Source organism: Shigella sp. SIG6 (genome assembly GCF_053555815.1).
Window position 1 is genome coordinate 14,923 of sequence record NZ_JBQZXC010000009.1, and the last position, 26,980, is coordinate 41,902.

20 protein-coding genes are annotated in these 26,980 nt (G+C 52.5%); 5 read left to right on the forward strand and 15 right to left on the reverse strand.

Annotated elements, in window-relative coordinates; translation table 11 throughout:
• Window positions 1–205: 205 nt before the first annotated feature.
• Window positions 206–1,537 (forward strand): amino-acid N-acetyltransferase, encoded by a 1,332-nt coding sequence (argA, locus tag ACUU1M_RS03005; RefSeq protein ID WP_000237956.1) that lies wholly within the window; start codon window positions 206–208, stop codon window positions 1,535–1,537.
• A gap of 61 nt (window positions 1,538–1,598) precedes the next feature.
• Here argA and recD read toward each other — a convergent pair whose 3' ends face one another.
• The 13 genes from recD to ygdT form a co-directional block, all read right to left on the reverse strand.
• Complete coding sequence (gene recD / locus ACUU1M_RS03010; protein ID WP_000775955.1) at window positions 1,599–3,425, reverse strand: exodeoxyribonuclease V subunit alpha; 1,827 nt, start codon at window positions 3,423–3,425, stop codon at window positions 1,599–1,601.
• On the reverse strand, window positions 3,425–6,967 hold the full coding sequence (recB, locus tag ACUU1M_RS03015; RefSeq protein ID WP_001285972.1) for an exodeoxyribonuclease V subunit beta: 3,543 nt from the start codon (window positions 6,965–6,967) through the stop codon (window positions 3,425–3,427). Before recB ends, recD begins: the two co-directional genes overlap by 1 nt.
• On the reverse strand, window positions 6,960–9,848 hold the full coding sequence (gene ptrA / locus ACUU1M_RS03020; RefSeq protein ID WP_001138158.1) for a pitrilysin: 2,889 nt from the start codon (window positions 9,846–9,848) through the stop codon (window positions 6,960–6,962). Before ptrA ends, recB begins: the two co-directional genes overlap by 8 nt.
• A 175-nt stretch (window positions 9,849–10,023) precedes the next feature.
• Window positions 10,024–13,392, reverse strand: a complete 3,369-nt coding sequence (gene recC / locus ACUU1M_RS03025) for an exodeoxyribonuclease V subunit gamma (RefSeq protein ID WP_000946914.1) — start codon at window positions 13,390–13,392, stop codon at window positions 10,024–10,026.
• Window positions 13,393–13,404: 12 nt separating this feature from the next.
• Complete coding sequence (locus tag ACUU1M_RS03030) at window positions 13,405–13,728, reverse strand: prepilin-type N-terminal cleavage/methylation domain-containing protein (RefSeq protein ID WP_001276480.1); 324 nt, start codon at window positions 13,726–13,728, stop codon at window positions 13,405–13,407.
• The gene (locus ACUU1M_RS03035; RefSeq protein ID WP_001078387.1) at window positions 13,713–14,120 is read right to left on the reverse strand and encodes a DUF2509 family protein; all 408 of its coding nucleotides are present in this window, start codon (window positions 14,118–14,120) and stop codon (window positions 13,713–13,715) included. Before ACUU1M_RS03035 ends, ACUU1M_RS03030 begins: the two co-directional genes overlap by 16 nt.
• A complete protein-coding gene (locus ACUU1M_RS03040) occupies window positions 14,117–14,680 on the reverse strand; it encodes a prepilin peptidase-dependent protein (protein WP_001144322.1) in 564 nt (187 codons plus the stop codon). Before ACUU1M_RS03040 ends, ACUU1M_RS03035 begins: the two co-directional genes overlap by 4 nt.
• Window positions 14,671–15,141, reverse strand: coding sequence for a prepilin peptidase-dependent protein (locus tag ACUU1M_RS03045; RefSeq protein WP_000857057.1), 471 nt, complete (start codon window positions 15,139–15,141; stop codon window positions 14,671–14,673). Before ACUU1M_RS03045 ends, ACUU1M_RS03040 begins: the two co-directional genes overlap by 10 nt.
• A 183-nt stretch (window positions 15,142–15,324) precedes the next feature.
• The gene (gene thyA / locus ACUU1M_RS03050) at window positions 15,325–16,119 is read right to left on the reverse strand and encodes a thymidylate synthase (RefSeq protein WP_000816236.1); all 795 of its coding nucleotides are present in this window, start codon (window positions 16,117–16,119) and stop codon (window positions 15,325–15,327) included.
• 6 nt (window positions 16,120–16,125) lie between these two features.
• Window positions 16,126–17,001, reverse strand: coding sequence for a prolipoprotein diacylglyceryl transferase (lgt, locus tag ACUU1M_RS03055; RefSeq protein ID WP_000204663.1), 876 nt, complete (start codon window positions 16,999–17,001; stop codon window positions 16,126–16,128).
• Window positions 17,002–17,151: 150 nt separating this feature from the next.
• Complete coding sequence (gene ptsP, locus ACUU1M_RS03060; protein WP_152028873.1) at window positions 17,152–19,398, reverse strand: phosphoenolpyruvate--protein phosphotransferase; 2,247 nt, start codon at window positions 19,396–19,398, stop codon at window positions 17,152–17,154.
• Window positions 19,399–19,410: 12 nt separating this feature from the next.
• The gene (gene rppH / locus ACUU1M_RS03065; protein WP_000564489.1) at window positions 19,411–19,941 is read right to left on the reverse strand and encodes an RNA pyrophosphohydrolase; all 531 of its coding nucleotides are present in this window, start codon (window positions 19,939–19,941) and stop codon (window positions 19,411–19,413) included.
• A gap of 352 nt (window positions 19,942–20,293) precedes the next feature.
• On the reverse strand, window positions 20,294–20,440 hold the full coding sequence (gene ygdT, locus ACUU1M_RS03070; protein WP_269473089.1) for a protein YgdT: 147 nt from the start codon (window positions 20,438–20,440) through the stop codon (window positions 20,294–20,296).
• A gap of 185 nt (window positions 20,441–20,625) precedes the next feature.
• Between ygdT and mutH the strand changes: the two genes are divergently transcribed.
• The 4 genes from mutH (at window position 20,626) to ACUU1M_RS03090 (ending at window position 23,601) form a co-directional block, all read left to right on the forward strand.
• Window positions 20,626–21,315 (forward strand): DNA mismatch repair endonuclease MutH, encoded by a 690-nt coding sequence (mutH, locus tag ACUU1M_RS03075; protein ID WP_000082188.1) that lies wholly within the window; start codon window positions 20,626–20,628, stop codon window positions 21,313–21,315.
• A 68-nt stretch (window positions 21,316–21,383) separates the two neighbouring features.
• Window positions 21,384–22,097 (forward strand): TerC family protein, encoded by a 714-nt coding sequence (locus ACUU1M_RS03080; RefSeq protein ID WP_000895627.1) that lies wholly within the window; start codon window positions 21,384–21,386, stop codon window positions 22,095–22,097.
• A gap of 137 nt (window positions 22,098–22,234) precedes the next feature.
• Window positions 22,235–22,453: a lipoprotein YgdR gene (ygdR, locus tag ACUU1M_RS03085; RefSeq protein ID WP_000758655.1), complete on the forward strand. Its 219-nt coding sequence runs from the start codon at window positions 22,235–22,237 to the stop codon at window positions 22,451–22,453.
• Between the two features lie 107 nt (window positions 22,454–22,560).
• Window positions 22,561–23,601, forward strand: a complete 1,041-nt coding sequence (locus ACUU1M_RS03090; protein WP_152028874.1) for an NADP(H)-dependent aldo-keto reductase — start codon at window positions 22,561–22,563, stop codon at window positions 23,599–23,601.
• 32 nt (window positions 23,602–23,633) lie between these two features.
• Here ACUU1M_RS03090 and lplT read toward each other — a convergent pair whose 3' ends face one another.
• Window positions 23,634–24,827: a lysophospholipid transporter LplT gene (gene lplT, locus ACUU1M_RS03095; RefSeq protein WP_000004636.1), complete on the reverse strand. Its 1,194-nt coding sequence runs from the start codon at window positions 24,825–24,827 to the stop codon at window positions 23,634–23,636.
• On the reverse strand, window positions 24,820–26,979 hold the full coding sequence (gene aas, locus ACUU1M_RS03100) for a bifunctional acyl-ACP--phospholipid O-acyltransferase/long-chain-fatty-acid--ACP ligase (RefSeq protein WP_000899048.1): 2,160 nt from the start codon (window positions 26,977–26,979) through the stop codon (window positions 24,820–24,822). Before aas ends, lplT begins: the two co-directional genes overlap by 8 nt.
• Between the last annotated feature and the right edge of the window lies 1 nt (window position 26,980).

The following is a 26,980-nucleotide window of genomic DNA, read 5'->3' on the forward strand; positions in this document are numbered from 1 at the left end:
GCTGTGTAACAAGTAAACGACTAATTTGACCGGAAACTTTAGCGAAAGACGCATAATCTGTCATCTAATAAACGGTAAACATTCTTTTTATATTCACGGCATTACTGATAAAAAAGTCGCTCTCGCATAAAATTTACACTTGCACCCTGCGAAAAAACAGAATAAAAATACAATAATTTCAAATAATCATGCAAAGGGGTGTGCCGTGGTAAAGGAACGTAAAACCGAGCTGGTCGAGGGATTCCGCCATTCGGTTCCCTATATCAATACCCACCGGGGAAAAACGTTTGTCATCATGCTCGGCGGTGAAGCCATTGAGCATGAGAATTTCTCCAGTATCGTTAATGATATCGGGTTGTTGCACAGCCTCGGCATCCGTCTGGTGGTGGTCTATGGCGCACGTCCGCAGATCGACGCAAATCTGGCTGCGCATCACCACGAACCGCTGTATCACAAGAATATACGTGTGACCGACGCCAAAACACTGGAACTGGTGAAGCAGGCTGCGGGAACATTGCAACTGGATATTACTGCTCGCCTGTCAATGAGTCTCAATAACACGCCGCTGCAGGGCGCGCATATCAACGTCGTTAGTGGCAATTTTATTATTGCCCAGCCGCTGGGCGTCGATGACGGCGTGGATTACTGCCATAGCGGGCGTATCCGGCGGATTGATGAAGACGCGATCCATCGTCAACTGGAAAGCGGTGCAATAGTGCTAATGGGGCCGGTCGCTGTTTCAGTCACTGGCGAGAGCTTTAATCTGACCTCGGAAGAGATTGCCACTCAACTAGCCATCAAACTGAAAGCTGAAAAGATGATTGGTTTTTGCTCTTCCCAGGGCGTTACTAATGACGACGGTGATATTGTCTCCGAACTTTTCCCTAACGAAGCGCAAGCACGGGTAGAAGCCCAGGAAGAGAAAGGCGATTACAACTCCGGTACGGTGCGCTTTTTGCGTGGCGCAGTGAAAGCCTGCCGCAGCGGCGTGCGCCGCTGTCATTTAATCAGTTATCAGGAAGATGGCGCGCTGTTGCAAGAGTTGTTCTCACGCGACGGTATCGGTACGCAGATTGTGATGGAAAGCGCCGAGCAGATTCGTCGCGCAACAATCAACGATATTGGCGGTATTCTGGAGTTGATTCGCCCGCTGGAGCAGCAAGGTATTCTGGTGCGCCGTTCTCGCGAGCAGCTGGAGATGGAAATCGACAAATTCACCATTATTCAGCGCGATAACACGACTATTGCCTGCGCCGCGCTCTATCCGTTCCCGGAAGAGAAGATTGGGGAAATGGCCTGTGTGGCAGTTCACCCGGATTACCGCAGTTCATCACGGGGCGAGGTTCTGCTGGAACGCATTGCCGCTCAGGCGAAGCAGAGCGGCTTAAGCAAATTGTTTGTGCTGACCACGCGCAGTATTCACTGGTTCCAGGAACGTGGATTTACCCCGGTGGATATTGATTTACTGCCCGAGAGCAAAAAGCAGTTGTACAACTACCAGCGTAAATCCAAAGTGTTGATGGCGGATTTAGGGTAAGCGATGAAAATCACCGGATGCGGCAGGCGTAACACTCGTGCGTCGCATCCGGCAATTACGTTTATTCCCGCGAACTAAACAACGCCGCCAGACCACTGCGCCGCTCAGTACGAGTGGCGATTGCCGCACTTAATATACGCTCATCGGCATACAGCGACAGACGACGACGCGCGCGGGTCACCGCGGTGTATACCAGCTCTCGCGTTACTACCGGCGTGCGTTGGCTCGGTAAAATCAACGCCGCATGGTCGAACTCCGATCCCTGCGATTTATGTACCGTCATCGCCCACGTAGTTTCGTGCTCTGGCAAGCGACTCGGTTGCACAGACTTAATATTGCCGTCCGGCATCGCAAACCAGACGCGCGTCCCCTGCCCGCGATCCAGCGCAATACCGATATCGCCATTAAACAACCCAAGCGCGCTGTCATTACGGGCAATCATCACCGGTCGGCCTTCGTACCAACGAGAGTGCGGATGACGATGAATTTTGCGCTTCTGTTGCATAAACTGCTCAATTCGCTCATTCAGTCCAGCCACGCCAAACGGCCCTTCCCGCAGGGCGCACAAAAGCTGGTACTCATTGAACGCCTGAATGATTAAATCCGGCTCGGCACGCGCTTGCAGCAGATCCAGATAACGTCCGTAACCCGCAAGAGCTTCCTCAAGCATCGCAATATAATCTTCGCCGCTCTGTAAAAGTCGTTTTTCGATATCAGTAAAATCCTGCTGAAAAACGGTTTTCACTGCCGTTTTATCACCACGGTTGATCGCCGCAGCTAACTGACCAATGCCAGAATCGCTGCCGAAACGATAGCTTTTTTGCAGCAGGCAGAGACTGTCGCGCAAAGATGCCGCTTCTGTGCCGGTTCCTGCCGGAACGTGAGTCCCCGTCAGGCGGCTTAGCTGCCTGGCACGCTCGGCGGTAAAGCCCGCGTTGGCATAAGCGCAGATATCGCCCAGCACAGCCCCAGCCTCAACCGAGGCCAGTTGATCACGATCGCCGAGAAAGATCACTCGCGCATGATCTGGCAAGGCGTCGATCAGTCTCGACATCATAGGCAGATCGATCATTGACGCTTCATCTACCACCAGCACATCAAGATGCAGCGGGTTACCGGCATGATGACGTAAACGCTGGCTACCCGGCTGCGCGCCCAGCAATCGGTGCAAAGTGCTGGCATCTTCCGGAATGCGTTTCTTTTGTTCATCGGTCAGCGGTAACTGTCGCAAAGCCTTGCCGAGAGATTCGGTTAAGCGCGCGGCAGCTTTACCCGTTGGTGCAGCCAGACGGATACGGCAGCGTTCGCCGTCGGCCATTTGAATTAACGCTGCCAGCAACTTCGCCACGGTGGTCGTTTTACCGGTGCCTGGACCGCCGGAAATCACCGAGATCCGCCGCGTCAGCGCCACTGCCGCTGCAACTTTTTGCCAGTTAATTTCATCGCTTACTGGAAAAAGTTTGTCCAGGGTTTGCGCCAGTAGAGCTTCATCAACCTCAATGGCATGATTCACCTCATTGAAGAAGCGCGCTACCGTCCGCTCGTTACACCACATGCGATTCAAATAAAGACGATCGCCACAGAGGATCATCGGCGTGGGTTCATCTCCCCTGCTGACCGCTTGAGAAGCCAGCAAGCATTCTTCCCAATTTTGTAGCTCACCGATTTCACTGACACAGGTCGCCAACAGCGGATGTGACGCCTCGTTATTTTCCAGTCGTGAAAGCGGCAAACAGACGTGTCCCTCTCCGGCATCATGACTTAACAGTGCCGCCGCGAGGGTGACGGCAGGATGTTCATCTCCCGCCACGGTCAGGGCAAATTGCACATCCAGCGGGCGTAGCTGTTTGTGCTCCACAGCTTCCAGTAATTGCTTTTGCAATTTCATTACGCCTCCTCCAGGGTCATACCGGCAAACATCTCATCCATCAGGGCAATCAACCCGGCGTTGGGTCGGGTTGTGTAAATCCCTTGTTGCGGATGTTCTTTATCAACGCCACGCAGGAACAGATAGATAACGCCGCCAAAGTGAAGATCATAGTCGTAATCAGCAATGCGATGGCGCAGATAACGATGCAGCGCCAGGGTATAAAGCTGATATTGCAGATCATAGCGGTGTGCCTGCATCGCTGCTGCCATAGCCTGTTGGGTGTAAGCCGAACTGTCTTCACCCAGCCAGTTGGATTTATAGTCGAGCAGGTAATAACGCCCTTCGTGGCGGAATACCAGGTCGATAAAGCCTTTTAACATGCCGCGTACCTGCATGAACTCCAGCGGCGGGCAGCCAGCGGATAGCGGGTCAAACTGGCGAATTAGTGCATCAAGCTGGCTGGCGATGAGCGGTTCGCTAATCGGCAGGTAAAACTCCATCTCCACCTGTTTATCGCGGTCGGAAAGCTGACTCAGGCTAACACCCGTTTCATTGAGAGGTGCCTGGAGGACAGCCGTGATCCACTCGGTCAACACCGGTTCCCACTGCGATTCAAAGCCGCCGAGTTCCAGTTTTTCCTGTACCCAGTTCGGGTCAACCGGCTGGGTAAAATCGAGGTCTTCAAACAAACTGTGCAAGAATGTCCCCGGTGACGCACCGCGCGGGAACTGATGCGGTGTTAACGTCGGTTCTTCAACGACGCTGACCACGCCTGCGGCATCAACATCCAGCCGTGGCATCAGATCCTGAGCGATACCGTGACCACGCTGCTGCAAGCCGGAGTAGCTGGTGACACGCCAGTTATCGCCGGGCAATCGTTGTAGTGTCCTCGCATTCAGTTCTGCAGTTAAAGCATCATTAACCTGCCAGGGCTGGTTATCACCAGTTTGTGCCGTTTGCCAGGCAATATCATCATCGCATAACGCTTCAATACAGGTGCGAAGCCCTGCCGCATCTTGCGGTTCCCCTTTTTGCAGCAAACGCCCGAGCGCACTTTGGTGGACGTCGGTGTCACCTTTTTTATCGCCACGACGGCGCACCAGCGGTGCAACGCCGAGACTGCAATGCCAAACCGAACGCGTCAGCGCCACGTAAAGCAAACGCAGATCTTCCGCCAGACGTTCGACCTCCGCGAGGTCGACGCTTTCTGGCGCAGCATTAAGATCCAAAACTGCCTCAAACGAGTGGCGATCGTGATAAAACGCCTGATCCTGGACGCGGAAATTGGTAATAAATGGCAACCAGACCAGCGGATATTCCAGCCCTTTCGATTTATGGATCGTGACAATCTGCACCAGATGTTTATCACTTTCGAGGCGCATTTGTTGGCTGGAGGCATTACTGTCTGGCTCGAGGATATGTTGCGATAACCAGCGTACCAGCGCATGTTCACTTTCCAGCTGCGTTCCGGCTTCTTGAAGCAGTTCGCTGATATGCAAGATATCGGTAAGACGCCGCTCACCGCCTGCCGTTGCCAGCAAGTTTTCTGCAATGTTACGCGCCGACATCAGCGCCCGCAGCATCGGCATAACGCCACGTTTGCGCCAGATTTGCCGATAACCATCGAACTCTTCGACTACCGCATCCCACGCATGTTCGTCATTATTCAGCGTTTCAATATCCAGCGCATTCAGCCCCATCATTGACGTTGCCAGCGCACTGCGCAGGGTGTTCTCACGTTCGGGCGTCATCACCGCCTGCAACAACCAAAGCATTTCCTGCGCTTCCAGAGTTTCAAAAACACTGTCGCGGTTCGAAAGGTAAACGGAAGGGATTTCCAGCAACGTTAAGGCATCGCGCACCTGGGCGGCCTCCTGGCGGCTGCGCACCAGCACGCTGATGTCCGAAGCACGCACCGGACGCGCGTCGTCGCCGTTCATCAGCAACGCTTCGCCCCGCTGTCCGGCTTGTAGCCAGTCGCGGATTTGCGCAGCACATACCTGCGCCATGGTACTTTGATAGTCGCCAACGCCGCAGCTTTCGCCTTCCATCAGCCACATTTTCATCGCAGGCTGCGTTTCACCTTTAAATACAAAACGTAACGCCTGATTTTTCCCGGCTGATTTCACTGGAATAAACGGTATTTCGCGAAACATGAACGCGTCATCAGTCTGGCTGAAAAGCTTGTTCACACTGTTCACCATTCCAGGTGCGGAGCGCCAGTTGGTGTCTAAAGTGTAGTGGGCGTGAACTTCACTACGCGCCTTCATATAAGTGAAGATATCCGCACCCCGGAATGCATATATGGCCTGCTTCGGGTCGCCAATCAGCAACAATGCGGTTTCCGGCTGATGGTGCCAGATACGGCGAAAAATTCGGTACTGCTGGGGGTCGGTATCCTGAAATTCATCGATCATTGCCACCGGGAATCGCGTACGGATCGCCGCTGCCAACACCTCGCCGCTTTCGCTACGCAGCGCGGAATCGAGCCGACTTAACATGTCATCAAAACCCAATTCGCCACGGCGGCGTTTTTCACGCGCTACTGTTTCGCGGATCTCAGCCAATGCGCGGGTGATCACCAGATCGCGGATCGACAATGGTTCTGCAAGCAGTTGATCGATCGCCTCAAACAGTGGATGTCGCGGGGTTTCCCCCCCGGCCTTCGTGCGATCTTCTAAGAAACGCTGGGAGAATTTTTCCAGCGACTCCGGCAACTGATAACTGTTTGTCTCTTCTTCTGCCCAGGCGCTGATCTTTTCGATCCATTTAGCCTGATTGCTACGGTTAAACTTGCGTCGATCAATACCAGAAGATTCGATCAGCGCATCCAGTTCACCCACTGCGTCGCGCCACTGCTGTTTTACCGTATCAATACGCGCCACAATTTGCGCGTGGCGGGAAGCCAGCGTTTCATCATCGGGCGGCGGTGCTTTGATAACCGGCGCTTCGCCTTGCAGATAACGATTAATATCGCGCAGCAACGCCTGCGGCCCTTTCCAAGTTTCAAAGACGACCTGGGCTATTTCACGCGGCAGCGGGTAGCAGTGGCGACGCCAGAAATCGGCGCAGGCCTGGTAGCGTAGCAGAGACTCATCTTCAATCAGCTGCTGCTCAAACAGCATGCCGGATTCAAAGGCATTCAGGTTGAGCATGCGCTGGCAAAAGCCGTGAATAGTAAAGACTGCCGCTTCATCCATCTGCCGTTCGGCTAACAACAACCACTGCGCGGCTTGCGCTTTATCGTCGATCTCTTCCAGCAGGCGTTCGTACAGTGGATTGTCGGTGGTTTCACGCAGACAGGCGATGCGCAACTCGTGGATATTGCTACGGATACGACCGCGCAATTCTGCCGTGGCAGCCTCGGTAAAGGTGACCACCAGCAGTTCTTCAACGATCAGCGGGCGGGGAAAGGCGGCGGAACCGCCTAGTCCAAGTAACAGGCGCAAATAGAGCGCCGCAATCGTAAAGGTTTTGCCTGTGCCGGCAGAGGCTTCAATCAGGCGCTCGCCCTGTAAGGGCAAGCGCAAAGGATCTAGTGTCTCGGCGACATCACTCATTCTTTTCACTCATCAGGGGCATTGTTTGCTGCAACGCGCTGACGTTCTCCCACACTTTCCAGCCTTCAGGATGCACATATTCGGCTTTCCCGTTCTGGCTGCCGGAAATCTGCGACAGAATAGCCATGCCTTGCGGCTCGACCACCGCCTGATGGAAGAAATCAGCAAGTTTTTGCGGCGTCAGCAGTTTTATCTGGGCCACGATTTTATCACGCGAATCGAAGCGCATATTGCCGCGATCGAAATCTTTACTTAACTTCGATGCTTCTTCGCCGAGCGTTTGCGGTGCCTGCAGCATCTGGGTAATTACCGCCTGCTGGATTTGCGCAAACTCATCTGGCTTCATCGCTCGCAATTTTGCCTCTGCGGTTGGGAAAAACGCCTTGTAACGCTCCCACAAGAATGAAGGCTGTTTATCATTGCTTTGCAAAAGGAAGCCCATGCCCCACTGACGCCCCACGCTCATTGGAAACGCAAACACGGCATAGCCCAATTGTTCTTCGGTACGCAACTGATTGTAGAACCACGGCTGTACGATCTGCCCCAACAGAGAGCTATAGGCTGAGCTGGTGTATTCATCGTAGCCAGTCGGTACAAATACCGCTGCCAGTGCGGAGTCGGTGCTGTTACCGGCTTTTTCAAAGATGACGGATTGTTTTTTATCGACCACTACATCTTTGTTTCGACACCACTCTGAACCATCAGCGCCCAACTGTTTTTGCACATCGCGTGCCAGCGTTGTTGCCTGGGCCTCGGTCATGTTGCCGATAACCATAAACTCTGGTCGAGCCCCTGATTTTAAGGCGTCGCGATAGGCCAGCACCTCTTTCAACGTAATGGAGGGCAAAATTTTACGCCGTTCATCTCGCGAGAAGTACGGCACTTGCGAGAGCATCTGCGCGGGCATAATCGCCTGCTCAAACGCTTTACCCTTTTCTGCGGAATCCATCATCTGGTTATACCAGGACTTCGCCTGCTCAAGCTGCTCTTCCGTAGCGGTATAGCTAAAGTACCCCTCGAGCAATGCCTGGAACAGCTGCGGCAGACGCTGGGTGTAACCATTAGCATTAACCATAAGGCCGTTGTTAGCGTTGGTGGAAAAACTTATGCCACCAACCGACGCCTGGTTGCTTAACTGATCAAGCGCCAGCCCTGCGAGATAATCATTGAGCGCAAACATCACCTGATTGCGGGCGCTGTCCATGGCTTTCGGATTACGCAAAATCAGGCTGACATCAGCTTTGGGCTCGCTGGCAAAATAACGGCTTGGCGCATACACCACGCGCAGATTCGACTCATCAACAATCAGCTCTGGATGGTCGTATTTCTTCTCTGACTTAATCAGCGAGAAATCATCAGGAATATAAGGGTTAAGCTCTGGCAAAGAGAGCGCAATGTCGGCGGCTTTTTTCTGCCAGTCGGCGAAAGTTTGTGCGCTGATTTTATCGACCTGATACGGCGCATCGACAAAGTAAGCCGTTTTGTTGTGCGGCTCTTTCGGGCTGATATACCAGATACGCGCATTCTGCGGTGTCATCATCGCCAGACGTTCCTTTACTGCTTTAGCATCGTACCGATCGGCAATATTGACTGCATCCAGCGTATGCTCAACAGGAACGCGAATCATGGTATCTGCCAGCCATTCGACGTAATCCATATCACGGGTGATCGACGGATAACGGAAGTCGATATCCAGCACATTCGCCAGTTCATCGAAGTATTGTTTATCAATGCCTTTTTCACGTAACAGATTGAGATAGCTAAAAATTGCCGCCACAACCTGATCGCGATTAGCCAGGCCTTTATCAGTTAAAGACGCAGAGATCGCTAATACGCCGCTGTTGCCGTTGACGATAGGATCGGAGTTGGCGCTAATGCCCTCAACTAATCCCTGCTTTTGCAGCCAGTCAGAAAGTGTACCTGGGCTGCGATTGCCAATCAGATAGGTAATCAATTCATCGGTTTTACTACGGAACTTCGCTGAGTTGTTATCGATGCGAAACTCAACGCGCAACACTTTACGCGGCAGCGCAGGGACGTAATGAATGATAATGCCCTTTTGCGCGTCGGTGACTACCGGCACGGTGATTTCCGGTTTTTTGCTCTCTTTGTTCGGCACGCGACCAAAGGTGTCCGCCGCCATTTTTGCCAACTCCGGCAGCGGTTTATTACTGTAAATAACCGCCTTCATCAAATTGGCGGAATAGTACTTCTCGTGGAAATCTTTCAGCGCCTGCTGCACCGGATTACCAGGTTTGTCGCTTAAAGTTTCGAGGTTACCACCAGAAAACTTTGAACCGGGGTGTGCCGGGTTAATGGTTTCTGCGCTGACCTGTGCCATGCGCATCCCGTCACGCGTACGCGCCATGGTTAATTCAGCGTTCACTGCATTACGCTCACGTTCGGCGTATTTCTTGTCGAGCAAGGGTTCTGCAATAGCATCGGCCAGGCGGTCTACCGCACCGGGCAAGGCGTCGTTCTCAACTTCCAGATAGAAAGCCGTGCGATACGGCGCAGTGCTGGCATTGTGACTACCGCCGTGCATTTTGAGATATTCGGCCAGACTGTCAGCCTGCGGGTACTTTTTCGACCCCATCAGACTCATATGTTCAAGGTAATGTGCCAGCCCCTGGTACGCCTCGGGATCTTCCAGCGACCCAACGGGCACTACCAGCGCCGAGAGCGATTTAACTGCCTGCGGATCAGAAACCAGCAAGACCACCATACCGTTATCCAGACGTATAGCCTGATACTGGCGGTTATCTTTATCACTTTTACGGATGGTTTCCTGAATCGGCTGCCATCCCGTTTCTGCCTGACTTAATGGTGCCCAGAGGGCAACAAACAACAATAATGCTTTGAACCAGGTGCTGCGGGGCATTCACGGACCTCATAATCAACTTTATTTTCTGGACAGATTCAACAGGTTAACGCAAATCATCTGCCAGAATTTAATCTTGTGCTGCACGAGTCAGCCTATGTTTATATAACCATCAGTCCGTGACTGGTGCGCATCATAAAGTAAGCGGACAGATTGCGCAATTTTTATACAACACTCATGACTGATTAAAGCGAAACAGCGGTAACAGGAAACGTTGCGACTGTTCAACGATGGCCTCCATTGTCTCTGGTGTTAATTGCCGCCAGAGCCGTTGATACCAGATATCATCACCTTCGCCACGCACCATCATGTTGCCTTCGTAAGCCTGAAGGAATTTCGTACGGGCTTTTTGCAACGTGGAATCGTCATCCAGCATGGCATCGTTTTGCGCGTCATAACAGGTTTTTAGCCACGCGCCGCCACTTTCAGGTAACACCAGCAATGGCGCGGACATTCCTTCACGATACCCCTCAATCAGTTGTGAGAGGTAATGCAAAGCCTGTTCGGCTGCAAGCTGCGGAAAACGCCACTCACCGTCTTTGCGTAGAAAAAGGCGACTTTCGCCATTACCACCGCTGGCACAGTAGACAAGGTGTTCCAGCCAAAGTTGCATTCCCTGCGCCACACTTAATAAAGAGGGACGCCAGCGCAACAGGCCATCCGGCTGCACCTGCGGCAACCAGCCAGTTATCTGCACACCGTTGCAGGCGAGATCAATTTCCATACTCTGCCCCGGCTGGCGACAGGCAATGACTCTGTCGGCAAGCTGCTGCATCTCCTGGCACTGTGTTTCCCAGAAAATTTCACCAAAAGCGCCATACGGTAAATCCCCTGCCGCCCGGAAGCGGCGGAACAAGCGTTCGGCATCATCCTGCTCAACCAGTGCATTCAATAACTGCTGATTGATTTGATAACGGCTAAGTCCTTCCAGAATAAATGGCTCGGTGTCTGGGATTTCGCTGTCTTCAGTACGGAAGTTCACCTGCAAACGCATCTGGAAGAACGCCCGCACCGGATGTGCCCAGAATCGTTGTAGCGTTTCCAGCGGCACGGTTTCCGGTAAGGTAAACGGCAGCGGCTGAACAAATTCAGAATGTGCTTTACCAGCCTGGCTGGCCGCAGGTAGCCATTCACGAGCATAGCTTTGTCGTTCGCCTGGCTGGTAGTTTTGCGGATCAAACGGCATCCGGGTATGGAGGCAAGTAAGATGCGCTTTTACCCTTGCCTCGCTTTCATCACAGTTGAGCGCTTCATCGCCCGGTAGATAATGACTTTGCCCGATGTAGTCGATCAGTTCCTGCACCAGTACCGACGGGAAACGTTCACTGTTATCCTGAATGGAACGCCCGATATAGCTGATATAGAGTTTTTGCTGCGCGGAAATTAACGCTTCCAGGAACAGGTAGCGGTCGTCATCGCGACGGCTACGGTCGCCACGCTTCGGTTTCTGGCTCATCAGGTCAAAGCCCAATGGCGCAAGCTGACGTGGATAAACGCCGTCGTTCATTCCCAGCAGGCAAACCACTTTGAACGGAATTGAACGCATTGGCATCAGAGTACAAATGTTAACCGGTCCGGCGAGAAAACGCTGGCTGATACGTTCTTGATCCAGACGCTGTGCCAGTTCATCACGCAATAGTGACAGCGGCACCGCGTCGCCATACTGCGCACCTAAACCTTCGGCGATAATCGCCTGCCATTGTTGTTCGATCAGCGTCATCGCCGCTTCGGTTTCCGCATCCGGCAGGAAGAAGGCGTTGAGCATATCGCGACAAACCGGCAACCACTCTTCTAGCGGACGCTCCTGTGCCAGCCCGCGACGCCAGATGTTTAGCTGCATTAGCAGTGAAGCCAGATGCCCCACCAGTTCTGCAATTAAGCCGCTCGATTCATCATAAGGTAGAACCGATTGCCACTCGCCCTGCGCGCTCTCCATCGCGTAGCCCAGCAACATACGCGTCAGGCCAAATCGCCAGGTGTGTTGTCCGGTGGCGGGGAGTTCCAGCTCGCGAACGTTGTCGTCATCTATCCCCCAACGAATGCCGGATTCGTTGACCCACTGGCGTAAATAACGCAGCCCTTCTTCGGTGATGTCAAACCGCGCCGCCAGCACCGGCACATCCAGCAGCGCCAGCACATCCTCTGACACAAAGCGACTGTCAGGCAGTGATAACAGGCTGATAAACGCTTCCAGTACCGGATGTGACTGCCGCGCACGACGGTCGGAAATGGCGTAAGGCAGGTAACGATCCGCAGGTGCGCTACCAAACACTGCCTGAATAAACGGACTGTAGCTGTCGATATCAGCCACCATCACGATGATGTCGCGCGGAGTAAGTGTCGGGGCTTCCTCCAGCATCGCCAGCAAGCGATCGTGTAAAACTTCAACTTCACGCTGCGGGCTATGGCAAACGTGGAATGTGATACTGCTATCCAGTGGATCAAGCGGGCGTTTGTTATCGCTACGGGAAAACTCTTCGATGTTCACACCCGCAACGGCGCGGTTTTCCAGTTCCAGAATGTCAGACTGAATGTTATGCAGCAGGTTATCTGGCGTCACATCGACAAAAGCGTCCAGCTCCTGGCTGCTCTCCAGGTCAGAAAGGAGATAAATGTAGTCGCGCCCAAGCTTCCCCCATGAGGCCAGCAGCGGGTTGCCGACATCCTGTTCACCATCGCTGTTAAAGAGCTGTCCGGCATTTTCGCTATCGCGAAATAGCGGCAATTCGCGATCTTCAAAACTGTGTCGACGCTGACGAGTCAGCAGTTTCGCCAGATAAGCAGGATCTTTAATATCGCCCCAGTAATAACGGCAAGGGTTGGTAAACAGGAGATGGATTTCAATATGTTTACCCAGCGCCTGGAGCGCCTGGAGATAAACAGGCGGTAACGCGGAAATACCGCATATAAAGACGCGCGAAGGTAACCCCGGCGGGCAGGTCGTCGCGGACTCCAGCGTTTCGATAAAGCGCTGATAGAGATTCGCGCGGTGCCAGCGCGGTTGTCCGAGTTCATGGGTATATTCCACCAGCGCCTTCCACAACGGGGCTTGCCAGGCCTGTGCTTCTCCCAGCCCTTCAACCAAATGTCCTGTTTCCCACTGTGCCAGCCAGTCCGGACGATAGACCAGATACTGGTCAAACAGGTCCGCCGCTTTTGAGGAAAGCTGGAACAGTTTTCGCTTGTCGCTATCGTCAGTCAGATAATGCCGCAACAGGGTAAAGTCTTCGCGCTCCAGCAATTGCGGCAGCAGAGTCATCAGTTTCCAGCTCATGCTCTGTTTGTTAAAGGCGCTCTCTTTGGGGATTTCCGGTAACACCCGGACGAACATATCCCAGATAAAGCTCGCTGGCAGCGGAAAATCAATGTTTGCCGCAATACCAAACTTTTGCGACAGGGTCATTTGCAGCCACTGCGCCATACCGGTACTTTGCACCAGAATCATCTCTGGTTCGAAAGGATCGTCCAGCCGTTCGCGTTCGACAATAAACTCCATCAACGCTTCCAGCACGTCCAGACGATTGGAATGGTAGACCCTTAACATAGCGGCTCCTGACTACTGACGATTCGGGCAATGCAGGCGGGTCATCTCGCCTTCTCTGCCCCCGGGTGAAACTAGCGTAACGCTGATGCTGACACATCCCGCCTGCGATGTCTGCATTCGGTTGACCTGCCAGTTGGCAGGTGGCGAAATCGCGCGCAGTTGCGTTTGCTGCCAACCATGCCGCCAGAGCTGTTGGTACTGGTTTCTGCTGGCGAGACTGTTCATTAATGTTCGTTGGATACCCGATAACGCAGTGACAATCATCACCACCAGCACCATCGCAACCATTACCTCCGGCAGGCTAAAGCCTTGTTGATTCTTCAGGGAAGCTGACATAATGCCCCCTCTTTCAGCGGACAAAAATCGCTCCAGCCGCGTGGCGAAAAAACAATTTTTCCATCAATGACTTCGCCTGTTCGCCACAACGAAACGCCTTCATAACCGGCAATCAATAAGGCTTCATTATCTGCCAGTAAACGCAAACAAACCTGGGCATCGGTTCCAGCGTACTGCGAGCACTGAACTGCTGGCTGCGTCTGCCAGGAGTGCATTTTTCCCCACGCCAGCGCCGACTGAACGATGGCCTGGCGGCGCAATGACTGACTTTCCATGCTCACGCGAGAGGCAAAACTGCGATCCTGCTGACTCATTCCTTGCAATAGCAAGCTACCCAAAACCAGCAGCATCAGGACCAGAGCCAGTGACGAAACACCTTTTTCGCGGTTCACAGGTTGAATCCTGTCACGCTATAGCTGGCATCCACCACGGTTTGCGGTTCAGACTTACTGGCAGCACGCATATTAACCGTCAACACCGGCGAGAAGCCGCTGACATCCTGACGTACGACCTGAAAAGTGTCGATAATGATGGCATCCGGATTAGTGACTTTATCCCAGCCCTTACCTTCACAGGATGTCGCACCGCGTAGCGTTTCCAGCACATGCTCCTTCAGACGAAATCCAATCTGGTCGGACTCTTTTACCGGTTCGCGATCCCAGATACCGTTACTGTTCGCATCCCACTGCACAATGATACAGTCACCCTGTCCGACAATTTCCAGCCCTTCGCCGGTACAGCTGCCATGACAATAACCCGCCCTCTGGAGATGCTTCGCGACGGTAAATACCCGCAGCCAGATTTCATCTTCCAGTGCCAGCTTACGAGTGCTCGTTAAACTTTCACGCTGTAACGCAGGCAGAAAGCGTGCAGCCCCCAGCAACAATACGCTACTGATCGCCATAGCAATCAACACTTCCAGCAGAGAAAAACCTTGCTCTTTTACAGGCATCCTTCTGTTTCTCCTTGCTGATAAAGCCGGAGTCTTCCCCACGGCGAAACCACCAGCCACCACTCGCCCGTTGAGTTTTTGAAGCGAATATGCCCGGCCCATGCGGTATTGCGCAGGCCAAAGAAAGCAAGCGAAGGTGTCAGGTCGCTCATTTCGACTTCGGGCCAGCGTGGCACAAAGACCAATGGTGAACTGCCATGACAGGTATTGGCCCCAGCAGCGGAACTCACAAGGTACCATAACGTCCCCTCCCTGATAACGCTGATACTGTGGTCGCGGTTATGCCAGTTGGCATCTTCACGTAAATAGAGCAAATAGTCCCGCGCCTGGCTGGCGGTTTGCCAAAGCCGTTGCGACTGCTGCCAGTATTGCCAGCCATAGAGTCCACTTGCGCTTAGCATGACCAAAATCAGCATCGCGACCAGCGTTTCAATCAGCGTATAACCACGTTGTGTTTTCATGCCGGCAGTATGGAGCGAGGAGAAAAAAAGACGAGGGCCAGTTTCTATTTCTTCGGCGCATCTTCCGGACTATTTACGCCGTTGCAGGACGTTGCAAAATTTCGGGAAGGCGTCTCGAAGAATTTAACGGAGGGTAAAAAAACCGACGCACACTGGCGTCGGCTCTGGCAGGATGTTTCGTAATTAGATAGCCACCGGCGCTTTAATGCCCGGATGTGGATCGTAGCCTTCAATCTCAAAGTCTTCGAAACGGTAGTCGAAGATGGATTCGGGTTTACGTTTGATAATCAACTTCGGCAGCGGACGCGGTTCGCGGCTTAATTGCAGATGAGTTTGATCCATATGGTTGCTGTACAGGTGCGTATCGCCACCGGTCCAGACAAAATCACCCACTTCCAGATCGCACTGCTGCGCCATCATATGCACCAGTAACGTGTAGCTGGCAATGTTGAACGGCAGGCCGAGGAAGACGTCACAGGAGCGCTGATAAAGCTGGCAAGAGAGTTTGCCGTCTGCCACATAGAACTGGAAGAATGCATGGCACGGTGCCAGCGCCATTTTATCCAGTTCGCCTACGTTCCACGCTGAAACAATAATGCGGCGCGAATCCGGGTCGTTTTTCAGCTGGTTCAGTACCGTAGTAATCTGGTCAATATGACGACCATCTGGCGTTGGCCAGGCGCGCCACTGTTTACCATACACTGGCCCGAGGTCGCCATTTTCATCGGCCCATTCGTCCCAGATGGTGACATTGTTTTCGTGTAGATAAGCAATGTTAGTATCGCCCTGCAGGAACCACAGCAGTTCGTGGATGATGGAACGCAGGTGGCAACGTTTGGTTGTCACCAGCGGGAATCCATCCTGCAGGTTAAAACGCATCTGATGACCAAAAATGGAAAGCGTTCCGGTTCCGGTACGGTCGTTTTTCTGTGTGCCTTCGTCGAGCACTTTTTGCATCAGTTCTAAATACTGTTTCATGGTTCCTCAGGAAACGTGTTGCTGTGGGCTGCGACGATATGCCCAGACCATCATGATCACACCCGCGACAATCATCGGGATGGAAAGAATTTGCCCCATGCTGATGTACTGCACCCAGGCACCGGTAAACTGCGCGTCGGGCTGGCGGAAAAACTCAACAATGATGCGAAACGCGCCGTAGCCAATCAGGAACAAGCCTGAGACAGCTCCCATTGGGCGCGGTTTACGAATATACAGGTTGAGGATAATAAACAGCACCACACCTTCCAGCAGCAGTTCGTAAAGCTGTGATGGGTGGCGCGGCAGCACACCGTAAGTGTCGAAAATGGATTGCCACTGCGGGTTGGTTTGCAGCAGCAAAATATCTTCTGTACGGGAGCCTGGGAACAGCATGGCAAACGGGAAGTTCGGGTCAACGCGGCCCCACAATTCACCGTTAATAAAGTTGCCCAGACGCCCGGCACCAAGACCAAACGGAATGAGTGGTGCGATAAAATCAGAGACTTGGAAGAAGGAACGTTTAGTACGGCGGGCGAAGATAATCATCACCACGATAACGCCAATCAGGCCGCCGTGGAAAGACATGCCGCCGTCCCAGACACGGAACAGATACAGCGGTTCGGCCATAAACTGCGGGAAATTGTAGAACAGAACATAACCAATACGTCCCCCGAGGAAGACGCCGAGGAAGCCCGCATAGAGTAAGTTTTCAACTTCATTTTTGGTCCAGCCACTGCCCGGACGATTCGCCCGACGTGTTGCCAGCCACATTGCAAAAATGAACCCCACCAGATACATCAGGCCGTACCAGTGAAGCGCCACGGGTCCTATTGAGAAAATGACCGGATCAAACTCCGGAAAATGCAGATAGCTACTGGTCATCTGTCACCACAAGTTCTTGTTATTTCGCTGAAAGAGAACAGCGATTGAAATGCGCGCCGCAGGTTTCAGGCGCTCCAAAGGTGCGAATAATAGCACAAGGGGACCTGGCTGGTTGCCGGATACCGTTAAAAGATATGTATATGATCCGCGCTATAACCCTCCGCGAATCAGCCCGCCCATGCCGCGACGCTCCATAAAGGCTGCAACCTGATGACGAACTTCGGTCGCCAGTTGCGCTTCCAGACTACGCTGCGCAAGATTTTCAGCTTCGGCAAAATCAATGCGCCGCAGCAGGTATTTTACCCGCGCTACAGAACGTCCGTTCATAGACAGATGGCGATACCCAAGCCCAATGAGGATTGCCACGCACATGGGATCGCCCGCCATTTCACCGCACAAACGGAGATCGATACCATGTATTTCCGCTTCCCAGGCGATCATCGCCAGAGCTCGTAACATTGCAGGATGAAGACTGTCGTAAATGTTCGCCACCCGGGTATTGTTGCGATCAACGGCCAGAATGTATTGAGTCAGATCATTGGTGCCAACAGAGATGAAATCGACCCGCTTTGCCAGATGCGGCAGCATAAATACCATTGACGGCACTTCCAGCATGATGCCGATACGTGGTTTGGGAATTTCGTAACCGATCATCTCCTCGACTTCACGTCCGGCACGTTCAATCAGGCGGCGTGCTTCGTCAACTTCATCGAGGCTGGTGACCATCGGCAACAGAATATTCAGGTTGCCCGTAGCGGCATTAGCACGCAGCATCGCCCGCACCTGGATCAAGAAGATCTCCGGCTGATCGAGCGTAATGCGAATCCCACGCCAACCCAGGCATGGATTCTCTTCGCTGATCGGCATGTAAGGCAGCTGCTTATCTGCTCCGACATCCAGCGTACGCAAGGTGACGGGTTTATCATTGAACATTTGCAGCATCCCCTGATACTGCGCCACCTGTTCTTCTTCCGACGGGAAACCACTTTGCAGCATGAATGGGATTTCAGTGCGATAAAGACCGATGCCATCAATACGGCTGCCCAGTTTTTCTTCATGTTCCGGGCTTAAACCAGCATTGAGCATGACTTTTATACGCTCACCGCTTTTTAACTGCGCGGGTAAATTGACGTCATCTTCCGCCAGACGGCTAAGCTCAATCTCTTCACTAATTAGCCGCTGATATTCTTGCAGCAGTACCGGCTCCGGATCGACCAGCAATTCACCGCGATAGCCATCAACGATCAGCGTCCTACGATGCAGCACCGAAGGCTGAATATCCCCGCCCATCACGGTAGGGATCCCCAGCGCACGTACCATGATCGCAGCATGGGAGTTGGCTGCGCCATCTCGCACGACAACACCGACTAAGCGATCCTGGGGCAGCTCAGCAAGAGTTGTCGCTGACAGTTCATCTGCCACCAGAATGAAACGTTCCGGCCAGGCGTTCGGCCCTTGATTAGCGTCATCAAGATGAAACAGCAATCGCTGACCCAGCGCACGTAAATCGCCAGCCCGCTCTTTGAGATAGTTATCGCTTAGCGCGGCAAACTGTTCGACAAATTTTTCAATGACCGTTTTTACCGCCCACTCTGCCACCGAGCCTTTATCAACCTCGGCAAACAATTCGCGACGCAGCCGGGTGTCCGAAAGCAGGTGCGAGTAAAGATCGAAAATAGCCGCCGTTTCTTTTTGTGCTCCGGCGGCAAAGCGTTTGCTGTAGCGGCGAAACTCGTTTGCCGCTTCTTCCAGCGCCCCGGTCAGTCGTTCGCGTTCCAGAGCCGGATCCAGCGTTGATGCCTGATACACCTGTTCCATTAAAGGTAACGTGGCATCCTGCCAGCCTTCGGCAATCGCCACACCAGGTGCTGCCGGTAATGCGCGGATTCGCGTCTGGCGATATTGCCCAAACAGGGCAGTCAACTGCGACTGAGAAAGAATAGCTGCCATCTGGGTGGCAAGCGTCACCAGGAAGGATTCTTCACTTTCGTCATACTGGCGCAACTCTCGTTGCTGTACCACCAGTACACCAAGCAACTGGCGACGTTGAATAATTGGTACGCCTAAAAACGCGCGGAAACGTTCTTCTTTTACGGAGGGGATGTATTTGAAGCTGGGGTGCTTTTGCGCATCTGCAAGGTTTATCGGTTCCGCCAGCCTGCCAACCAGGCCGACGATCCCTTCATCAAACGCGAGCGTTACAGTGCGACCGCGTGGTTTTTTCAGCCCCCGGGTCGCCATCAGGTAGTAACAACGTCGATCATGATCGGCCAAGTAGACCGAACAGACCTCGGTATCCATCGCAAGACAGATGTCGGTAACCAGAATATTTAACGCCTCATTCAGGCGTGGTGCGCTGGCTACCTTTTCGACTATTTCGCGCAGGCGAGTGAGCATAATTGGCGTGACTTAACCTCTTTTACGTCGATAAGCAGATGCGTTTTGTGGTTTTGGCGTATTTTCCTGCAGTGACATCACCACACTCGCGAACTCTTTCATTACCCTACGGTAGACATCACGTTTAAATGACACCACCTGTCTGACCGGATACCAGTAACTTACCCATCGCCAGCCGTCAAACTCTGGTGTACTGCTGGTTTGCATATTGATTTCTGCATCGCCGCTTACCAGCTGCAAGAGAAACCATTTTTGTTTTTGGCCGATACAAACCGGCTTCGTGTCCCAACGCACCAAACGTTTCGGTAATTTGTAGCGCAACCAGTTACGCGTTGAAGCAAGGATTCGAACGTCTTTGCGGCTTAATCCTACTTCTTCAAACAATTCACGGTACATCGCCTGCTCTGCGGATTCTCCGGGGTTGATTCCGCCTTGCGGAAATTGCCAGGAGTGCTGACCAAATCGCCGGGCCCACATTACCTGCCCCTGGCGATTACAAATCACGATACCTACGTTTGGGCGGTAGCCATCGTCATCAATCACCGGACTACCTCAAAATAAAGCTTTATATACGAATGATTGTTTCATACTCCAGGAAGACGGTAAACCACTCTCTGCAGGGCATTACACACTAATAACAATTGAATAACTCACAGTTATGTGCAGAGTTATAAACAGAGGAAGGGGTGGATAGCCGTTTTTATTCACCTTTTCTGTGGATAGAGTTGTGAAGAACTACGGAATTACTACGGGAAAACCCGGAGCATTCTGAATAAGCCCGATATAGACATTTTAAAATATTCATTATTAGTCAATGCATTACATGTAATTTGAGTAATGAAAAAGAGTAATTCGTGACCCAGGTCACACCTCTCATTTACGGGTTGGCGAAAGATCAACCAATGCCGTATTTATCCACAGAATGTGCCACTAAGTTAAGCACTGAACCACTAAAAACTGGAGTTTCGTCGCACGTCAAGGCTGTAAATGAAAACAGTAGTGGAGGTTTTTCACAGTTATCCCAGCTTTCTGTGGATAACATGGTGTAAGATCCTGTTTATTTTCAGTGACCAGATTTGGAAAACCTATTGCAGTGTTGCGCAACTCGATTACCGGCAGCCTAAAAAGCAATATAAATCAGAGAATTGAACAACACATGTGGAAAAAGTTACACTGCGAATATTCGGCACATAATTGCTGTTTGTTTTTTAACCAAGGTATCATGACATGTCCCAACCTCGCCCACTGCTCTCTCCTCCCGAAACTGAAGAACAGTTGTTAGCGCAAGCACAGCAACTTTCTGGTTATACATTGGGAGAACTGGCGGCACTTGCCGGGCTGGTTACGCCAGAGAATTTAAAACGCGATAAGGGCTGGATTGGCGTGTTACTGGAGATCTGGCTAGGTGCCAGCGCAGGGAGTAAACCTGAGCAAGATTTTGCTGCTCTGGGCGTGGAACTTAAAACTATCCCTGTGGATAGTCTTGGTCGTCCGCTGGAAACAACATTCGTTTGTGTTGCCCCGTTAACGGGTAATAGCGGGGTGACCTGGGAAACCAGCCATGTGCGCCACAAGCTCAAACGCGTACTGTGGATACCGGTTGAAGGCGAGCGCAGCATCCCGCTGGCGCAGCGTCGCGTAGGATCACCGTTGCTGTGGAGCCCGAATGAAGAGGAAGACCGACAGCTACGCGAAGACTGGGAAGAATTAATGGATATGATTGTTCTCGGTCAGGTTGAGCGGATCACCGCTCGTCACGGGGAATATTTACAGATAAGACCGAAAGCAGCGAATGCGAAAGCACTTACCGAAGCCATTGGTGCCCGGGGCGAACGGATTCTGACGCTGCCACGCGGCTTTTATTTGAAGAAGAATTTCACCAGTGCACTACTGGCCCGTCATTTTCTGATCCAGTAGCCATCGCTTTGACCTGCCGCTTTCCGGGCATATAATTACCGCTTCATTTTTTTGGCAGGGCTTTTTAGATGTTATTTGCATGGATAACCGATCCTAACGCCTGGCTTGCGCTCGGTACGCTGACGCTGCTGGAGATCGTTCTTGGGATCGACAATATTATTTTCCTTTCTCTGGTGGTGGCAAAGCTTCCCACAGCACAACGTGCTCATGCGCGCCGTCTGGGGTTGGCGGGAGCCATGGTTATGCGTCTGGCGCTGCTGGCATCAATCTCTTGGGTTACGCGCCTGACAAATCCGCTTTTTACAATATTCAGTCAGGAAATTTCTGCCCGTGATTTGATTCTGCTTCTGGGTGGCTTGTTCCTTATCTGGAAAGCCAGCAAGGAAATCCACGAATCCATTGAAGGTGAAGAAGAAGGGCTGAAAACACGCGTTTCATCATTCCTCGGCGCTATCGTGCAGATTATGCTGCTGGATATTATCTTCAGCCTCGACTCGGTGATTACCGCTGTGGGTCTGTCAGATCACCTGTTTATTATGATGGCAGCCGTGGTGATTGCCGTAGGCGTGATGATGTTCGCCGCGCGCTCGATTGGTGATTTTGTCGAACGCCATCCTTCGGTAAAAATGCTGGCGCTCTCTTTCCTGATTCTGGTGGGCTTTACCCTGATTCTGGAAAGTTTCGACATCCACGTACCGAAAGGTTACATCTACTTCGCGATGTTCTTCTCTATTGCGGTTGAAAGCCTCAACTTGATTCGCAACAAAAAGAATCCGCTCTGATACTCCGTACGCTCTCCTGCGGGAGGGCGTACTCACTCCTTTTACCCTCACAGTTTAAGATTTTCCTGCTTTCAAGATATATAACGTCGGTTTATAAACAGACTATTATCATAGGTAGGCCAAATGAGGATAACCGGATGAAAAAATGGGCAGTAATAATTTCTGCAGTCGGACTGGCGTTTGCTGTTTCCGGGTGTTCCAGTGATTACGTCATGGCGACCAAAGATGGCCGTATGATTTTGACCGATGGAAAACCTGAAATTGATGATGATACCGGGCTGGTGAGTTATCACGATCAGCAAGGTAACGCGATGCAAATTAACCGTGATGATGTTTCGCAAATTATTGAACGTTAACAAATAAGGTCAGCATCCGGCTGGCCTTAAGATTTTTCTCTTTCCCTTTTCCCTTCCCTCTGCCATTTTTATATTCCTTATGTCGTGATTATAAAAAGGAAACGGCTATGCAATATCACCGTATACCCCACAGTTCGCTGGAAGTCAGCACGCTGGGGCTTGGCACGATGACGTTTGGTGAACAGAACAGCGAAGCCGACGCCCACGCACAACTCGACTATGCCGTCGCTCAGGGCATTAACCTTATCGACGTTGCCGAAATGTACCCAGTACCTCCGCGCCCCGAAACGCAAGGGTTAACCGAAACCTACGTCGGCAACTGGCTGGCGAAACATGGCAGCCGCGAAAAGTTAATTATCGCCTCCAAAGTGAGCGGACCGTCGCGCAATAATGACAAGGGCATCCGCCCGGATCAGGCGCTGGATCAGAAGAATATCCGCGAAGCGCTGCATGACAGCCTCAAGCGCCTACAGACTGATTACCTCGATCTTTATCAGGTGCACTGGCCGCAGCGCCCGACCAACTGCTTCGGCAAACTCGGTTATAGCTGGACGGATTCTGCGCCTGCGGTTTCGCTGCTGGATACGCTGGACGCACTGGCAGAGTACCAACGCGCGGGAAAAATTCGTTATATCGGCGTGTCGAACGAAACTGCATTTGGCGTAATGCGCTACCTGCATCTGGCGGACAAACACGATCTGCCGCGTATTGTCACCATTCAGAACCCTTACAGTCTGTTAAACCGCAGTTTTGAAGTAGGTCTGGCAGAAGTCAGCCAGTATGAAGGGGTCGAACTGCTGGCCTATTCGTGCCTGGGTTTCGGCACGCTGACCGGGAAATATCTCAATGGTGCAAAACCCGCTGGCGCACGTAATACGCTCTTTAGTCGGTTCACCCGCTATAGCGGTGAGCAAACGCAAAAAGCCGTCGCGGCGTATGTTGATATCGCCAGACGTCATGGCCTTGATCCTGCTCAGATGGCGCTCGCGTTTGTACGCCGTCAACCGTTTGTTGCCAGCACTCTGCTGGGCGCAACCACGATGGATCAGCTGAAAACTAACATCGAAAGTTTGCATCTGGAGTTAAGCGAAGACGTATTAGCTGAAATTGAAGCGGTACATCAGGTTTATACTTATCCTGCACCATAAAGATTAACGCCGGTTAAAACCGGCGTTAAATATTAATGACGGCGCTGCCAGATCCACAGCGCCGTTATTGCCAGCGCAAATAGCGCACCGAAGCCAATGCCAATGGGCACGACCGGGATGCCTACCATTACCGCCAGCGAGTAAATGCCCAGCATCAACAACATGGCGCTGTTTTCGCCAAGGTTTTGTACTGCAATCGCATTCCCCGCCCCGACGCTTTTTTTACCCCGCTCCTGTAGCAACGCATTGAGCGGAACGACAAAAAAGCCCCCCAGCACGCCAATCAGCATCAACAAGGCATAGGCTGGCAGCAGCTCGTGTTGCAGGGAGAAAATCAGTACCACCACGCCAATCAAAATCCCGGCTGGCATACAGCGTGACACGGTTTCCAGCGTAACCAGCTTCGCTGCCGCACCTGCGCCAACCACGATACCAATCGCTACCATCGCGTTGAGATAGGTCGGCGTAGCGTTATCGGTAATGCCCAGCGCCACCGGTACCCACAGCACCAACAGGAAACGCAGCGTGACACCCGCTCCCCAGAATAAACTGGTGCCCACCAGCGAAAAACGCGTTTCACCATTGCACCATAGCGAGGTGCAGGCATTCAGGAAACTGCGGGTCATGTTGATGAGATTCCAGGACTGCCCCGGACGCGCCGCCGCCAGTTTGGGAATGTAGATATTGGCAACGACCGCACCACCGTAGGCCAGTGCGCATGCGGCCAGGGCGACCAGGACATGCCAGTCAGCCAGCACACCACCGGCTACGGAACCGAGTAAAATCGCCGCTATGGCAGAAGCTTCCATTAAACCGTTAGCTTTTACTAACTTACTACCCGTGGTTAATTCGCCGAGAATACCGTATTTCGCCGGTGAATAGGCTGCAGCACCAACACCCACCAGCGTATAGCCGAGAAACGGATTGATACCAAAGCAGATACTGGCTGCGCCCAGCAGCTTCAGGCCGTTGGCAAACATCATCACCCGGCCTTTGGCGAAGCTATCCGCCACCTGCCCGACAAACGGCGCCAAAAGAATGTAAGCACCTACAAACACCATTTGCAGGATGGGCTGGCTCCACTCCGGATAGAACTGCGCTTTCAGTAACGCCAGAGTGGCAAACAGTAGCGCGTTATCGCCAAACGCAGAGAGAAACTGCGCCACGATAACCGCTTTCATCCCCTTCGACCACAACGAAGTGTTAGTGTGCACTGACTCACTCATCGTGTTGTTCCGCTTCGTCTACCCAGCTTTTCAACGTGACAAAGTCAGGTTTGCCGCTGCCAAGTAATGGCATCTGTTTCAGATAGCGAATATCGCGCGGTACAGCAAGCTCCGGCACGCCGTGCTCGCGGGCATACTGTTGCAACTTATCGCGCGTCAGTTCGTTATCTGTGGTGAAAAGCACCAGTGCCTCGCCTTTGCTGGCATCGCTCTTAATCGCAGTGGCATGGACTTTATCTGGCGAAACACCAAGTGCCAGTTGTTCCACCATTTCCAGCGACACCATTTCGCCTGCAATTTTGGCAAAGCGTTTTGCGCGGCCCTGAATCTGCACAAAGCCCTGCTCGTCAAAACGCACAATATCGCCAGTGTCATACCAGCCGCGCTCCCTTTCGCCGCGAACATTCTCGGCGGTGGGCACTTCCAGTACACCTGGCTTCTCCACCCGCAGATAGCCGTTCATTATGTTCGGCCCTTTCAGTTGCAGGCGTCCGCCCTCTTCGATACCAGGGACCGACAACAGGCGTGCATCCATTCCTGGTAGAATACGCCCTACCGTACCGGGTTTCGCCGCCATCGGTACGTTGATAGAAACGACAGGCGCGCATTCGGTCACACCGTAGCCTTCAAGGATGCGCAGACCAAATTTATCCTGCCAAAGCTGTTTGGTACTTTCTTGTAGTTTTTCTGCGCCTGCCACCACATAGCGTAGACGATAGAAGTCATACGGGTTGGCGAAACGCGCGTAGTGACCGAGGAAAGTCGAGGTACCGAACAACACGGTGCAACTGCGGTCATACACCAAGTCCGGCACAATGCGGTAATGCAGCGGGCTTGGATAAAGGAACACTTCTGCACCTGTAAGCAGTGGCGTAAACAGGCCTACCGTCAGCCCAAAGGAGTGAAACAGCGGTAATGCCGACATAAAGCGATCGTTGGTGGTGAAGTCGGCAATCGTTTTAATCTGCTCGACGTTCGCCAGAATGCTTTTATGGCTATGGACGACGCCTTTTGGATGGCCTTCAGAACCGGAGGTAAAGAGGATCAGCGCCTCTTCTTCCGGCTGCTGTTTTACCTGCGCCAGGCGCGGCATCAGCAAATGAGCGAAGATCCATACTTTGTCGGCAGTGGTGACATCTGCTTTTAAATCTTCCAGATAGACCCAGCGCACCTGAGTAAGTTGCTCCGGCAGATGCCAGAGTTTGCCTTTATCGAGAAACTGGCGGGAAGTGAAGATGGTTTTGATTTCAGCCGCCGTAATAGCACTGGTCAGCCCTTTTACCCCGGCAGTGTAGTTCATCATTGCGGGAATGCGGCGACGCGCGATGGCCCCAAAAATCACTGCCGCACTGATGCCTGCATTGGGCAGCATTAAGCCGATGCGTTCGCCTTCAACACTGTATTTTTCAAGGATGCGTCCAACAAACAGCGTTTTCGTAAGCAATTTGCGATAGGAGTCTGGGGTAAAGTTGACGTCTTCGACACATTTCTTCCCGGCTCCGAAGCGGTACATTGCACTCAGTAAAGATTCGTACAGAGTTTCACGCGGGCGCACCGCCATACGCGCTTCCATCATTATTTGATGCAGCATTTCGCCAGCGATTTTGCGACGGTCACGGGCACGCGGCGCATCCGGCATCGCCACCTGCGTTGGAGGCAAAATATGCAGAGTAATTTGCGGGAACAAGCGACGTTTAACCAGACCTTTCAGGCGGCTGAAGTGCGTAAGTTCCGCCCCTTCAATACGCACAGGAATAACCGTTGCACCAGACTTCGCCGCGACAAAACCCGCGCCATCGTAGATTTTCATCAGCGAGCCTGTAGTGGTGATGCGTCCTTCAGGGAAAATCACCACTGGTCGGCCCTGTTCCACCAGACGTACCAGATGTTTAATAGCCATAGGTTGCGTCGGGTCGAGAGGAACAAAGTCGATAAATGATTTCAGCCAACGCATATACCACTGTTGGCTTATTGAGGTGTAAACGGCAAACACTGGACGCACAGGTAAAAACAGCCCAAGCAAAATGCCATCAATAAAAGAGACGTGATTAGGCGTAATTAGAACGCGCTCGCCCTTCAGTGCCTGGGTGTCACCCGTAACGCGAACGCGATACAAAACACGGCACAAATTTCGAAAAAAGCTAAAAAGCATT

Coding starts and splice junctions, on each gene's coding strand:
- recD (WP_000775955.1), bottom strand. CDS start 3,425: ATGAAATTGCAAAAGCAATTACTGGAAGCTGTGGAGCACAAACAGCTA.
- lplT (WP_000004636.1), bottom strand. CDS start 24,827: ATGAGTGAGTCAGTGCACACTAACACTTCGTTGTGGTCGAAGGGGATG.
- lgt (WP_000204663.1), bottom strand. CDS start 17,001: ATGACCAGTAGCTATCTGCATTTTCCGGAGTTTGATCCGGTCATTTTC.
- aas (WP_000899048.1), bottom strand. CDS start 26,979: ATGCTTTTTAGCTTTTTTCGAAATTTGTGCCGTGTTTTGTATCGCGTT.
- recB (WP_001285972.1), bottom strand. CDS start 6,967: ATGAGTGATGTCGCCGAGACACTAGATCCTTTGCGCTTGCCCTTACAG.
- ptsP (WP_152028873.1), bottom strand. CDS start 19,398: ATGCTCACTCGCCTGCGCGAAATAGTCGAAAAGGTAGCCAGCGCACCA.
- ygdT (WP_269473089.1), bottom strand. CDS start 20,440: ATGTTATCCACAGAAAGCTGGGATAACTGTGAAAAACCTCCACTACTG.
- ACUU1M_RS03040 (WP_001144322.1), bottom strand. CDS start 14,680: ATGCCTGTAAAAGAGCAAGGTTTTTCTCTGCTGGAAGTGTTGATTGCT.
- thyA (WP_000816236.1), bottom strand. CDS start 16,119: ATGAAACAGTATTTAGAACTGATGCAAAAAGTGCTCGACGAAGGCACA.
- recC (WP_000946914.1), bottom strand. CDS start 13,392: ATGTTAAGGGTCTACCATTCCAATCGTCTGGACGTGCTGGAAGCGTTG.
- ACUU1M_RS03045 (WP_000857057.1), bottom strand. CDS start 15,141: ATGAAAACACAACGTGGTTATACGCTGATTGAAACGCTGGTCGCGATG.
- ygdR (WP_000758655.1), top strand. CDS start 22,235: ATGAAAAAATGGGCAGTAATAATTTCTGCAGTCGGACTGGCGTTTGCT.
- ACUU1M_RS03030 (WP_001276480.1), bottom strand. CDS start 13,728: ATGTCAGCTTCCCTGAAGAATCAACAAGGCTTTAGCCTGCCGGAGGTA.
- mutH (WP_000082188.1), top strand. CDS start 20,626: ATGTCCCAACCTCGCCCACTGCTCTCTCCTCCCGAAACTGAAGAACAG.
- ACUU1M_RS03080 (WP_000895627.1), top strand. CDS start 21,384: ATGTTATTTGCATGGATAACCGATCCTAACGCCTGGCTTGCGCTCGGT.
- ptrA (WP_001138158.1), bottom strand. CDS start 9,848: ATGCCCCGCAGCACCTGGTTCAAAGCATTATTGTTGTTTGTTGCCCTC.
- ACUU1M_RS03090 (WP_152028874.1), top strand. CDS start 22,561: ATGCAATATCACCGTATACCCCACAGTTCGCTGGAAGTCAGCACGCTG.